This is a genomic window from Segetibacter koreensis DSM 18137, assembly GCF_000374045.1.
GTDB lineage: Bacteria > Bacteroidota > Bacteroidia > Chitinophagales > Chitinophagaceae > Segetibacter > Segetibacter koreensis.
The window spans coordinates 97,577-111,710 of sequence record NZ_KB893325.1; the positions used below are offsets into that span (position 1 = coordinate 97,577).

Annotated in this window: 9 protein-coding genes and 1 pseudogene; 3 read left to right on the forward strand and 7 right to left on the reverse strand. The window is 35.3% G+C overall.

The annotated features are described in order from the left end of the window. Positions 1 to 196: 196 nt before the first annotated feature. From B154_RS0111280 to B154_RS0111300, 4 genes are all read right to left on the reverse strand, one after another. Positions 197 to 2,584: a GumC family protein gene (locus B154_RS0111280; protein WP_018614295.1), complete on the reverse strand. Its 2,388-nt coding sequence runs from the start codon at positions 2,582 to 2,584 to the stop codon at positions 197 to 199. A 2-nt stretch (positions 2,585 to 2,586) separates the two neighbouring features. Further along, entirely contained in the window at positions 2,587 to 3,330 is a 744-nt protein-coding gene (locus B154_RS0111285; protein ID WP_026260118.1) for a polysaccharide biosynthesis/export family protein, read from the reverse strand. Between the two features lie 577 nt (positions 3,331 to 3,907). Beyond that, positions 3,908 to 5,221, reverse strand: a complete 1,314-nt coding sequence (locus tag B154_RS0111295) for a WcaI family glycosyltransferase (RefSeq protein ID WP_018614301.1) — start codon at positions 5,219 to 5,221, stop codon at positions 3,908 to 3,910. A 284-nt stretch (positions 5,222 to 5,505) separates the two neighbouring features. Next, positions 5,506 to 6,030 carry a UpxY family transcription antiterminator gene (locus B154_RS0111300; RefSeq protein WP_018614302.1) on the reverse strand — a complete coding sequence of 175 codons (525 nt, stop codon included), beginning with the start codon at positions 6,028 to 6,030 and terminating at the stop codon, positions 5,506 to 5,508. A gap of 1,339 nt (positions 6,031 to 7,369) precedes the next feature. Here B154_RS0111300 and B154_RS28330 point away from each other — a divergent pair. Further along, the gene (locus B154_RS28330) at positions 7,370 to 8,830 is read left to right on the forward strand and encodes a DNA recombination protein RmuC (RefSeq protein ID WP_018614304.1); all 1,461 of its coding nucleotides are present in this window, start codon (positions 7,370 to 7,372) and stop codon (positions 8,828 to 8,830) included. Positions 8,831 to 8,925: 95 nt separating this feature from the next. Here the strand turns inward: B154_RS28330 and B154_RS0111310 are convergent, their stop codons facing one another. Continuing rightward, positions 8,926 to 9,855, reverse strand: a complete 930-nt coding sequence (locus B154_RS0111310; protein ID WP_018614307.1) for a sugar phosphate isomerase/epimerase family protein — start codon at positions 9,853 to 9,855, stop codon at positions 8,926 to 8,928. Between the two features lie 239 nt (positions 9,856 to 10,094). Here B154_RS0111310 and B154_RS0111315 point away from each other — a divergent pair, with 239 nt between their 5' ends. Continuing rightward, positions 10,095 to 11,831, forward strand: a complete 1,737-nt coding sequence (locus tag B154_RS0111315; RefSeq protein ID WP_169337661.1) for a PQQ-dependent sugar dehydrogenase — start codon at positions 10,095 to 10,097, stop codon at positions 11,829 to 11,831. Between the two features lie 191 nt (positions 11,832 to 12,022). After that, a complete protein-coding gene (locus B154_RS0111320; RefSeq protein ID WP_018614310.1) occupies positions 12,023 to 12,709 on the forward strand; it encodes a metal-dependent hydrolase in 687 nt (228 codons plus the stop codon). 84 nt (positions 12,710 to 12,793) lie between these two features. Here B154_RS0111320 and B154_RS0111325 read toward each other — a convergent pair whose 3' ends face one another. Together B154_RS0111325 and B154_RS33060 are read right to left on the reverse strand one after the other, a co-directional pair. After that, positions 12,794 to 13,840, reverse strand: coding sequence for a formimidoylglutamase (locus B154_RS0111325; protein WP_018614311.1), 1,047 nt, complete (start codon positions 13,838 to 13,840; stop codon positions 12,794 to 12,796). Positions 13,841 to 13,883: 43 nt separating this feature from the next. Next, positions 13,884 to 14,134: pseudogene (locus B154_RS33060) on the reverse strand (IS1595-like element ISBaba1 family transposase); the annotation flags it as partial.

The following is a 14,134-nucleotide window of genomic DNA, read 5'->3' on the forward strand; positions in this document are numbered from 1 at the left end:
TCCTTAAACTACGGTGATTGGAATTATTGGAAGAGACTAAACAAATCTAAATTTCAATGCAGAAAATTAAGTTACTTAGTCAAAAGTCAGAAAAAGTGCGCGCTAACAATGCTTCGGTATAAATAGTGAGAAAAGTATTACAATTGATCGAAATCCTATTTAAATTTAAAATCCTGCCCCAATTAATTAGTTATAATTAAATATTTATTGAATTTTTCCTCTTGGCCCAAGTAAAAACTTTTTTACCATTTAAGCGTTCATTATTATAATATCCGTTTTTACTTTCATAACCGTAACCACTGTATCCATATTTGCCACCAGTTTTTACATCATTTAAAATCAATCCTATGTTATTTAGCTTTCTAGATTTATAAATATCATTTACAAAATCCAGTTGCTTTTTCAAAGTCTGGCGCTGACGTATAATATACAACACAACATCACTATAGTACCCGAATATAAAAGCATCACTTACCACTCCTACAGGAGCAGAATCAATAATAATATAATCATATTTAGGTCTAAGCTCAGCAAACAAAGCAGAAATATTTTCATTAAGGAGTACGTCAGCCGGGTTTAGAGGTACAGCGCCGGACGGGTATATATCTAATGAGGGTATCTCCTTGGAGATATGATATATCTTCCCAAGATTATTTGTAGCGCCGGTAAGATAATCCGTAATACCAAGGTTATTATCGATGTTCAGCGCCATACTAATACCAGGTTTGCGCAAATCGAATTCAAGTAAAGCAACCTTTTTTCCGGACATAGCCAAAACAGAAGCCAGGTTAATACTAACGAAAGATTTACCCTCATTAGTGGCAGAGGAAGTAATTAATACTACCTGTGTCTTCTTATTTAAAAAAGAAAGATTTGTACGAATAGTTCGTAGCTGCTCTCCTAACAAGTCCCGCCTTTGTGAAGACACAAAACGACTTTTATGTTTGTTTATGTGGCTAATATCTCCTATAATTGGAATTTCAACTCGCTTTGTTATATCATTTCGATTTGACACTTTATCATTTAACATATCTGCTAAATAGATCCATCCAAATGGTAAAAATAGTCCTAATAAGATTGTGTACATCCTTATGTTCCTGATATTAGGTTCCACTGATCCGAAGCTTTTAGCAGGATCAATTTGTTTGTAATGAGCTACGTTGGCTGAAGTGCTGGAAATAGCTGCCTCTTCTCTCTTTTGTAACAGGTATAAATACAAACCTTCAGTAATGCTTTGTTTTCTTTTAATTTCCTGCATTACCCTTTCATTATGCGGCAGGGCAGAAAGAAATTGTTTGTACTGATTATTGTGTTGCTGTAAATTCGCCTCCTGCAACTTTAAATTTCTATTAATATTTTTTAAATTTTCAAGAATACTTACCTTTAAATTTTCTAACTGAGTATTCAAATCCTGCATTACTGTACTTTTCAAAGCGACCAAAGGTGCCTCCCTTTCCTTCTTCAATTGCAACTCATTGTATTGTGCAATAAGTGTGGCAAGGGTGGCGTCGTTTAAACCAAGTGAAGAAGGAACTAACTTATCATTGTTAGCAGGATCATTAAAGTAATTTAATATCATACCTGCAATACCTTGCTGTATGTTTAATTCTTTAATAGCATTAGAAGTGGCATTTGAATTATCAAACGATTGTGACGATTGACTTTTTATATCAATCAACTGATTACTTCCCTGATAGCTTTCCATGTTTCCTTCTACCCCTTTTAACTCGCCTGAAATTATATTTAATCTTTCATCGATAAAACGAACAGTATTTTCAGATAATTTATTTCTATCTTCAATATCAGATAAATTAAATTCATTAGCAACAGCATTTAAAATATCTTTCCCTTGCTCAAGGTTCTCTGTTAAAATGCTAAGCTGAATAATACTCGTTTTACTGTCAAGTGCAGTAACGGTGAGTTGGTCCGATAAGTCTTCTGCAGTTGCTGTTACCGGTCTCCACGTTGTAATATAGTCTCCGTCACCATCGCGAATACTACCATTAGCAAATAATATGAAAGTATTATTGCTTAAGGCAAAAGGTTTTCCCCACTTAAAAGTAAACATCTTTTCCTCTTTTTCAGGTCCATATAAATACGTACCGCCACTTTTGTTTAGGCTTTTTATCGTAATACTCTGCGACTTGGTACTATCGATTATCCGCTGTGGCACCAGACGAAAAGGAGCATCCAAATACAAATCAGACACGAGCAATTTGCCCAACTTAAAATAAGAGATATTGAATTGATGTTTAGCAACCACCCTTTCCATTAAGCTACCAGAGCTAATCAGCTGTATTTCATTATCAATATTTACTTGCTGCTTACCGTTCAAAGCGGACTCTATCAAATCTGAGCTATTGCCTCCTCCCATTGTTCCACTGCTTTCATTGCCTTTAATAAATACTGACGTGGTAGCCAAATATTTTGGTGGTGTATAACGTGTATATAAAATACCCGCTCCTACACAAATTATCAGTGAACTAATAAACAGAGGATAGTTGGCAAAATATTTTGATAATAGTTCTTTTATTGTATGGCCATTTGAACTTCCTGCGAACAAATCTTTGTCTTCCTGATTCATGATTATCTTGAAAAGGTAACAATTAATGAGGTTAGTGTAGCAGCAATAGAAACAATGCTAAAAATTAATCCTGTTGTTCTCTGAGTATCAACATCTACGTTGAGTGCTTTCAATTTTTTGTTATTTGCCCCAACATATACAATATCGTTTGGTTGTAATAAATAAACCGGCGACTCAAAAATGTCCTTTCTACGTAGATCTACCCGTTGAAAAATCTTTTTTCCATTTTCCTCCCTGATTACAGTTACATCTTCCCTTTTACCATAGTCTGTAAGGTCGCCAGCAGAACCAATAGCATCAATAATCGTAACTCTATCCACTAAAAATTTTTGCGTCCCCGGTGTTCTAACTTCACCAAGTACGTTTACGTTAAATTGGAAAAAACGAACCAGTACGGACGGGTTCTTAACATAATCACTTAATTTTTTTGCTAATAGTGTCTGTAACTGGTCCTTTGTCAGGCCAACTGCTTTTATGCTGCCAATTATTGGCATTTCTATATTTCCATGCAAGTCTACCTGGTACCCCGTAGCAGCTACATTATTCGTGTTTGGTATATTAAAAATTGCTGCCTGTTCCTGATTAATTGTCCTGCTAAAAACCTGGATACTCAACAAGTCATTAGGCTGTATAACCGTTTCCTTTTGTTGTATATCTACTGTGTCTGCGCCAGACTTAAAGTAAAGGTAATCTTTACTAATCTTCCTTGAAGAATTACAAGCTGTCAAAAAAATTATTGGTAACATAAACGAGGAAAGTGCAAAAAGAAAAGTGAACTTATTTTTTTTAATCATGGCAGAACGGGAGGTATGTTAATGGGATGCTGAACTTGAAATTAGCAAATCCCTCCCAGCAGGAAAAATAAAATCAAGTTTGGTTATTAACAAATTAATTAGGTTTACAGATTGTTACGGTACCCAGTTTCCGATCAATATATCGTGCAATTGTTATTGCAATGTTGTAGAAATAGAAACCGAGATGGCATGATTTTTACGGGCAGTTAAAGTAATGAAGCCACAAGTATTTTGCGAAAATTAAAATTTAAAGTTTTAAAGGGTGGCGTATCCGTTACTTTGATTTCTGTTATTTAAAAACATAATTTATAAAGCACTAGTAAATAAAATGTATAAGTTTTTATTTGTAGTATTAACCATTCCCCTTTTACTAATCGCTCTTATATCCCTTCTTGTTATTATTCTTTGCAGCAGAAAATCCGAAAAGAGTAAAAAAAATACTCAATTAGATTACCTAGATAAAGACGATTTTTTTGCCTGTATTATATATTGACGTTTAAATATATAATTAAAGAGTAGGAAAAAGCTGTTAATCTAACTTAGCTGTTGAAATGACTTTTTTAACAACCAACTTAAAATCGGCTTTTTCATTATTCAAAACTTTGGAGAAATAATTGTTTAAAATTTTATCTCTTTCCAAATGCTTCTCAACATAAAGTCGAGCTTTTTTTCTCTTTTCCTCTAAATTACAATTACTTATATTATTCTTTATAGCCTCTACTAAAGACTGAAGGTTTTCTGGTTCTATTAAAATACCCATATTGTTAGAACTCATTATTTCATGCAAGCTTGTATCATTATTTGCGGTAACAATTGCAATTCCTCCTACTGATAAAATTGTGCTTAATTTAGAAGGTAAAACCAAATCACTAGCTTCTGCCTTCTGCAATACCAAATGCAAATCAGCCATATTTAATAGCAAATTAAACATGTTTAGTGGCTGCAAAGGCAAAAAAAGCAAGTTTGTTAAATTCATCTCGTTTTTTAACCTGGTAAGATGATCTTTATAAGGACCACAACCACAAATTGCAAATTTTACATTAGATAAACTTTTTAAAGCTTTAGCGGAATATAGAATTGCTTCTAATCCCTGTTTATGTCCAATAGCACCAGAGTATAAAATAACGATATCTGTGGAATTAAAACCAAAATGATGCTTAAGGTCAGCCCTATTTCTGAGAGGATAAAATGTTTCAATATCTACCCAATTTGGAAAAAGAAAAACGTCTTTATTACATTTATTTTTAACCTTTTGGACCATTCCCTTAGAAATAGTACTAACAAAATCTGCATGTTTGATTATGTATTTCTCTATCGCCAGAAATATTTTTACAATCCTGTTGCTTTTTATCATTTTCAAGTTACGAGCAGCATCTATCTGAAGATCTTGTATATGATACAAAAATTTGCCACCCCTCACTTTTTTATACAAGATACCAAGTAATCCTAATTCAAAAGGAGGTGCAACAGTAATTACATAATCAAATTTCTTTCTAAAAAGCAATAGAAGAATTGCCGGATACGATGAAAAAAAGAATGAGAATTCCGATATTACTCTTCTAATCCCTGTTGGTTCTTTAGGTACATAATGAGGACAACGAATAATATTTATTGAAAACTCGTTCATCACAGAGATCTTTTCAGCCTTGTACCAAAAACACCTTTTTTCGTATGGTTTTTGTACTTTCCAATGGGGATAATATGGAAAAGTAGTTATCACAGTACAATCATTTCCCTGTTCAGCCAACCATTTCATCATCTCACCACTATACTTACCTATACCTGTTGGTTCCGGAAAATAATTTCCCCCAATCAAAAGAATTCTGTTTTTCTTCCTAAGCATAAAGATTTACTCTAAAGAAATTTGTTAAGAATAGATAAGAAGTAATGGGGAGTATAGAATAACGAAAACACTAGAGATAAGTTTATTCACTGTCAGTCACAAATAATTAATTTTTATTGAAATAAAAGGTCCTCCACATAATAGCAATTAGTCTTTACAAAAAATGAATTAATGAACCTCCTGTTAAAACATTTAGATAAAAAAACTTGATGGATAACTGCAGTCGCAATACTGAAATAAAAAAGGCTCTTTGAAATATCTGTGAGTTTTATCAGTAGCTTTTTTTAAAGAAAAGCTTGTTTTCGTCTTGTGGTAACCTTTTCAATATGAGAACGTTGCACCTGGGCAGTCATGGTAAAGCCAAGTGAAGGAAGAACCACTTTAACGGTACGATTCATTACTTCTATCACATTTCCTTCCATTGCTATTAATGGTCCCTGTGTAATGCGTACTTTATCATTTACTGTAAGCTTAGTTTTTTCCAACTGCACATTTTGATGATCCGATAAAAAACATTTTATCGCATTGATCTCACTGTCCTTAATAGCAGCTGGCTTCCCTAACCAATACACAAAATTTATAACGCCGTCTGTTTGAAGCACCCGTAAGTGGTCATGTTCTGCCACATGAATGAATACGTAGGAAGTAAATAAAGGTTCAAAAATTATTTTTTTGCGATCGCTCCATTGACGATACACTTTATTTAAAGGGCAATAATGTTCAATTCCTTTTTTTTCCAGGTGAGTAGCAACTTTTTTTTCCCATTTAGGCCTGGTATAAACAGCATACCATTTCACTTCTTTGTTCATATTATTATTTTAAGCATTAAATAAGGAATAAGCAGGCTCTGCCCAACTTTGTCACAAATACATTGGTACAAAGCAAATTTTAATATACAAAAAGAGAGAGATAAAAAACTTAAGATATCCTTTCATCCACTTTCCAATAACAACTCAAAATAACATTGCTAATTCTCCTCACAAGCCACATTTATCAGAAATAAAAATGACTAACATCACTAATATCACCAATAAATAATTAAGGAGACTAAAACTGTTATTTCGATTATTGACCAAAACTGCTAATGGCCACTTTTGTACATATAGAGCTATGAATGGCGATGGGGGGAGTCTGCATTCATTCCAAGATTTTATTGGTATTATACCAATAAACCTTTTCTAGCCTTTTGCACAACAGGAAAACAAGAAAAGTAGTCAGAAGTATTTAATAGTGGTCTTCCAACCATTTAATTATTTACCATATATTTATTATAACCCAACTTGCCCTAGAAAATACCTTCATTTTTAAAAAAGAAATTTTCTTTTTTATTTATTAAAAAAATTAATAACTGAATATATGGATAGGCTTTTTGACCTTAGGATAGAGGAAGTAAAATTAAATCAATTAATTATATAACAATAATAATTAAACTTTTTTAAAACTCAAAACTAAAATTTAATATTTTTAGTAACAAATAATTCAATAAAAATCTTTTACAATAATCACCTCTTAATCATAGGATTAGAAAAAATATTATAAGCTTGTTTATACCCCAATACTTGATGTGCAGAAGCTGAAATAAATCTACTTGATGGTTTTATCCGGATCAGTATTGCATGTGAAAATTTCCTGTTTAAAACAGGTATTTGTCTTAAACTCTACTGTTCAAGGTGCGAAAAAAGGTTTTTTAAATGTGCTACAGCTTTAACGAATAATTGCATCTGCTAGGCCCGCTCAATCTCATTTACGGCGCTATCATATTCGCAACATCAGTGCTAAAACGACTAGTAAAAAAGTTAGTTTCGTCATATAACCTTTATTGTATAGCGTTGTGTACACAAGATAATTTTCTGTGGCTTGGGCAATGATGACTTCAGAGATATTAAAGCGTGATTTTCGTCATAAAAAAAGCACTGGTAAAACAATTAGTATGCAAGTTTTCGATCTGATATGTTAGTCTTAATCCTTGCCTTTTAGTCTAGTGTTTTACATTGCTGCCAATCTTGCGTTAACCCTTTAAAAAATTACATGCTAACTTCTAATCTAATCACTGTATAAATGCCACATTGAAGCCATCTTTTAGCTTAATTAATTCTTTTGATTAGTTTCCTCCTCTTTTTTATTCAATACTAAACTTTAAATTGCCTTATGACTATTATATATATCGCTCTTTCCATTATTACTATACTGCTTGTCATCAATCTCATCATATCATTAAATACGAATAACAGCAAAGAAAACGAGATCGGATACAAACTTGAGTCATTAAAAAATGAGATACAACGAATTGACCTTTCGGTAAAAGCAGAGATTGCGGGGAATCGTAAAGAAGTATTCGATAATGCTGCATTGGCACGAAAAGAACTTGCCTCCTCCCTGTTTTCGTTTGAAGAAAAATTAAACCACATGACCAGTACAATTGATTATAAACTCACTGCTTTCAAAGAATCTAATGGTATAAATGTGAAGGAAACACGTACAGAGATAAAGCTGGCTCTCGAAGTATTTAAAAAAGACCTCTCACAATCAATTCATAAATTTAATAGCATTCAGAAAGATAGTTTCTACGCACTTTTAAGCAAACAGACTGAACAGAATACGGACATAGGCACCCGCCTCGACAGTATGCGGCAAACGCTTGAAAAGAAAATCGCAGAAATGCAAAAGGGTAACGAGCAAAAGCTGGAACAAATGCGGATAACAGTTGACGAAAAACTACAGCAAACACTTGAAGCAAGGCTCGGGCAATCTTTCAAACTTGTAAGCGAAAGACTCGAAGCGGTACACAAAGGGCTTGGAGATATGCAGCAACTGGCAACAGGCGTTGGCGATCTTAAACGGGTACTGAGCAATGTAAAAACAAGAGGTGTGCTGGGCGAATACCAACTTGAAAGCCTGCTGGAACAAATACTTACTCAAGAGCAGTATGGCAAGAACGTAAAGACAAAGCAAGGCAGCAATGCCGTCGTAGAGTTTGCCGTAAAGCTACCCGGAAGGCAACACATTGAAAGTACTGTTTGGCTACCTATCGATAGTAAATTTCCAAAAGAAGCATTTGAACTGCTGCTGGAAGCTTATGATCATGGAGACGCAGAGTTGGTAGAAGAGCACCGCCGTACTTTTACAAAAGGCATTAAAAACTGTGCACAGGATATTTGCAGCAAATACATTGACGCGCCTAATACTACAGATTTTGCCGTTTTGTTTCTGCCCTTCGAGAGCTTGTATGCCGAAGTACTGCGTACACCGGGTCTCTTCGAAGCTATCCAGCGCGAGTGCAAAATTATTATTACCGGTCCCACTACCTTATCTGCACTCCTCAACAGTTTACAGATGGGTTTTCGCACTCTTGCTATTGAAAAGCGCAGCGGCGAAGTCTGGCAGCTACTAAGTGCAGTAAAAACAGAATTTGGCAATTTCAGCACACTACTACAAAAAGCGCAAAACAACATACAAACAGGATTAAATCAACTGGAAGATGTGGTAGGCAAAAGAACAAGAGCCATACAAAAACGACTCAAAGGAGTTGAAACATTAAGCGATGAACAGGTAAAAACGCTTATTCCGGAACTAGCAAACGGAGAGTTATTGAATGATGACGATGAGTAGAAACTCGCCCACATACAACACGGTACTACGTGTATCCTATTCAAATTCACTTCTTCAACAATACTCAGAAAAAATAAACAAAAGATTTGTTTCAGTTATGAATTTTTCATTTTTTTGAAATGTTCCTCCATTGTTTTAGGGAAATCAGCAAGTGCAATTTCGGGTTCAGCAATTTCGGGGTGCCATAGTTTTTCCCACTCGAAACTAAAATAGCCAGTGTATCCACCATTATTTAAAGCATCAATTCCTTCAAAAACGGGTGATTCTCCTTTGCCTAATAATGTGTAATGCTCTTTTCCATCAACTATGTTTACATCTTTGATATGAGTATGCCTGATGTATTTTCGCAACTTTTGATACACCTCGGCCGGAGGTTCTTTAGTAACTACCCACATATTTACAATATCCCAAATCAACCCTACATGTTCATGTTCTGCAGCCTTCATGATCGTTTCGAGGTCATTGCTTTTTACAACCTGACCGTGCGATTCTAATAAAACAGTTACTTCACTTCCTTTTGCATAATCGCCCAATTCTAACAAACCTTTTGAAATAAGATCAATAGTGGCATTACGATCCTGGTCAGGGGGAAAATCATTGGGAAACACTCTTATGTAAGGGCATTTTAATTGCTCGGCAAGGTCGATAAACTGTTTTGCTTCGTCTAAATTTTTTTTGCGTTCTATGCTATTACTGTGGTGTAAAGATGCGGATGCTCCCAGGTCAACTATTTTAATCCCTTTGTCTTTTACAAATTTCCTGGTTTCAGCAATTTTTTGCAGAGTGCTAAATTCTGCACATTTAGGCAGGTCCATCTGCCGCTGAATAGTTCGTATCTCCAAGCCGTCATACCCATTTTCTTTAGCAAAATTTACTATTTTCTCAAAACTCCAATCAGGACAACCTAAGGTCGAAAATGAAAGAAGAGGTTTGTTTTTTTTGAAATCAAATGCGCTTGCGGCAAATGCTAATGCAAGAAGGCCCCCTATGTTTTGCAAAAAATCTCTGCGATCGTATTTCTTCATGTTAAGAATAGAAATAAATAAAATACAAATTAATAGAACTAAACAAAGTATTACAAACAGACTGAAAGATACACAAGAATTTTTCACATAAAGTGAAATAAAAAGTGAGATTTTAAAGCTTATGCACTACAAATGTTCAGAATGTTTGTGGCTTAAAGATTATAATGCCGTTTAAAGATGTGCATGAGAAAACATTAAAAGTTATAGATTTGATTTAATTAATTATGCATACTTTAATAATGAAGAAAAGAATTCTGGTTATTTTAACTGTGTGGTTTTTATTCTATTGTAGCGCCTGCAATTCTGTAAATTCTGCAAATAACAACATCTCTACTGACTCTGTTACGATTAATAAAGGTGAAATATCATTCAACCAGCATTGTAGCGGTTGTCATAACTTTAGCCAGGATGGCATTGGTCCGCAATTAGGTGGATTAACAACGAAGGTTTCGGCTGAATGGATTGAACATTTTATAAAAGATCCACAATCAGTTATTAAGTCTGGAGATGAGAGGGCTAAACAGTTGTATAAAAAATACAGGACATTTATGCCTTCATTTCCAACTTTTACAAATGATGAATTGAACCAAATCGTCTCATTTTTAAATACCCATAAACTTCCTGCTACAAAGGTAACAAAGGAAGATGGCAAGGAATTATCAGATCCTATTCCCGGCAAAATCAAATCTTCAAATCTGGTGGTAGAAATGAAAGAGGTAACACAGTTTCCTCCTTCCAGTGACAGTGGAAAGTTACCTTTAACAAGAATAACAAAGTTAGATTACCAACCAAATACAGGTACGTCATTTGTCCTCGACCTCCGTGGAAAACTTTATAAGCTACAAGATAATAAGCCGTCGGTGTATATGGATATGGCTAAACTTAAACCTAAATTTGTTAATGAGCCTGGTCTGGCTACAGGCTTTGGCAGTTTTGCTTTTCATCCGCAATTTGCTACTAACGGTCTTATATATACAACCCACACAGAACCTCCCGGTTCAGCTAAAGCAGATTTCGCCTACCCCGATTCTATTAAGGTTACTTTGCAATGGGTGCTGACGGAGTGGAAAGCTGACAACCCTGCTGCTGCTACTTTTTCAGGAAAAGGCAGGGAACTGTTCAGAGTGAATATGGTTGCGGGTATTCACGGCGTTCAGGAGATTACCTTCAACCCACTTGCTAAACCTGGTAACGAAGATTACGGCCTCTTGTATATAGGAATTGGTGATGGTGGCAGTGTTGAAAACGGATTTCCCTTCTTAACGCATAGTCGTGAAAAAATATGGGGAACTACTATTCGCATCAATCCTACTGGCAAAAACAGCAGAAACGGTCAGTACGGAATTCCGCCCCAAAATCCTTTCACTAAAAGTCAAAACAGTAAAGACCTGGGAGAAATTTATGCTTATGGCTTTAGAAACCCACATCGTATTACCTGGAGCAAGAGTGGGCGAATGCTGGTTTGCAATATCGGACATGGTAATATTGAATCAGTTAACCTTGTTATGAAAGGCCATGACTATGGCTGGCCTGTAAGAGAAGGTTCTTTTGTTTTAAATCCTTATGGCGAATTAAATAAAGTGTATCCACTTCCAGTAAATGATAGTAGCTACCACATCACTTATCCTATTGCAGAATATGATCACGATGAAGGAAAAGCGATTTCAGGAGGATTTGAATATTCCGGAACTTCTATCCCGGAATTAAAAGGCAAATACCTGTTCGGCGATATCCCAACCGGCAGATTATTTTATATAGACATGAGTGATGTAAAGCAAGGAAGGCAAGCTATCATAAAAGAATGGAACATCTCAGTCGATGGCAAGGTGAAGACACTTACCGAGCTTTGTGGAACTGGTCGTGTAGATGTGCATTTTGGGCGGGATTCGCGAGGAGAATTATATTTATTAACCAAACCCGACGGAAAGTTGTATAAATTAATAAGTGCAACTAAAACACCAGTATCGGCACTTTGACTGAAAAGGTACCCTTAAAAGTGATTGTAGGAAATATTACTCTCTAAATGAATATATGTCCTCTAAAAATATGTATTACATAAGGGATTCCACAACACTCTTGCATATCCACAATGTCATGTTTACTTTTGACTTCTTAATTAATTAATAAGTTTTTTTTCATATATTCATTTAACCCTTAACAGGTTCGTATGTTCATAGGACATTTTGCACTTGGCTTTGCGGCAAAGAAGATTAACCCTACTCCGTCATTAGGAACTTACTTTTTAGCAGTGCAATTTTTAGATCTTTTATGGCCAACTTTGCTCCTGCTCCATGTTGAAAAGGTAGAGATTACAGGAAAAAAAGGGCTTCCACTTAACTTTATAAGTTATCCAATATCGCATAGCCTTGCAATGGTATTATTATGGGGATTGTTGTTTTCAGTTTTATATTGGCTATTTAAGAAAGAGACAAAGTCGGCCATAGTCCTGGGCCTATGCGTGGTAAGCCATTGGGTGCTTGACCTTATTGTTCATATTCCTGATTTACCCTTATATCCCGGAAAGTCACCTTTATTTGGTTTAGGTTTATGGAAATCAATAACTGCGAGTTTAATAGTGGAGCTACTATTATTTGTATCAGGCATATTTCTTTACTTAACTGCTACAAAGGCATCTAATAAAGCAGGTTCAATCGGCTTTTGGTCACTTGCGATTTTCCTGCTCGTTATTCATATTGCAAATATGTTTGGGGCACCTCCTTCAAACGTTAAGGCAATTGCATGGGCCGGACAATTACAATGGTTATTTGTAATATGGGCTTATTGGATTGATAGAAACAGGCACACTGCCGACACTTCAATTGCTGTAAATCCTAAAAAAGCTGCTATAACTTAACGATACGCCACTTAAAATTGAAACACATGCGCATTACCTTCCATTTTTACAAGGGACATTAACCACCAGTTTTCTAAATACTTGCTATTCTTTCGCCTTTATAAAATCACTTACCAGGTGTGAAATTAATTTTGCTGTAGTCTCAGTTTTTTTGTCGTTAGATGCAGTTGAGATTCCTTCGCAAATATGCAGGTAAGCAGTTTTTGTGTCCCCTGCAGCATAAGAAACAAATTGCCGTGCATGTATAGGATTAACGCCGGTTGCTATAGTTGAGCTGCTCAAAGCATTTTCAATGCAATTAAGGTCTACTTCTATTCCCGTATAAGTGTCTTCTGTAAAAGTGGTAGCTTGTGCTATTGCCTGCAGAAAATTTTGTTTTTCATGTATAAAAATGTCTTCATAGCTAATAAAATCTATGAAGGGATTGTTCACTACATCAAGCCAGGTGTTTTGTGTCAGGTAATTTTCCTGGATTCCAATTACACAGTATTTCTGTAGATACCTATCTTCTTCTGCGTAAGAAAATGCGTTACCACTGTGACGACCTTCCAGCGGTCTGAAATCTGCAAATGCGTCTAGGTTAATGCAGTTGATAGACGCCAGGGGTATTTGACCTGAGTTGTATAAACCTTTTGATGCACCTTTTAATAAAGGGTAGGCATTGTTGTGACCTCCCCCGATTACTATCGGTATCTTATTGTTTTGAGTAATTAGCTTTATAAGAGGTTCAACGGCTTCATCTACCTCGTTTACCGCATGGCGAAAAGCCATTACCTTTTCTTCATAACTATGTGCATTACCTTCTATAACGGAAGAAATACCCGTAAAGTCAAAATGACCGAGCAATAGGATATTTCCTCCTTCCAAAAAATCATTGCTTTGAATATTTACAAAATATTCGAGAAAAGGCTTCCAAACGGTGTCTGTACCTCCAGCACCATAATTGGCCTTTACCCCTATGTCTTCCGGTATGCCCACCAGCACAAACTTTGCTGTTGACGATGCAATAGAATTTTCAAGATTATTTACATCTGAAATTGTTTGCAGGCGCTCCCCTATTTTGGTTTCAAAGCGTCGGATATGTGTCAAAGAAAGAATATCGGATTTGCTGTAAAATTTGATGTACTGCATTCGTTATAGTAGTTTATTTATATTTATGGAAGTAGGCATTTAGCTACTCCAATTTCAATTGTTTAATAAAAATTGGTTGAGTATTAATCATTCTGCCAGTTATGTTGTGAAAAATCTCTTCTATTGAATTACTTTGATTAAACCTGTAGCAAAATTCGTCCAGGTAGGGCTGTAAATTTCTAACACTATGATGTATACCTCTAAGCCAACCTTTAATCATCATTACTTGGCGATGGAAAAGTTTGAAGTTTTGTTTGGGGTTGCTTGTTTGCTGATGCAACTCTTTATACTCAT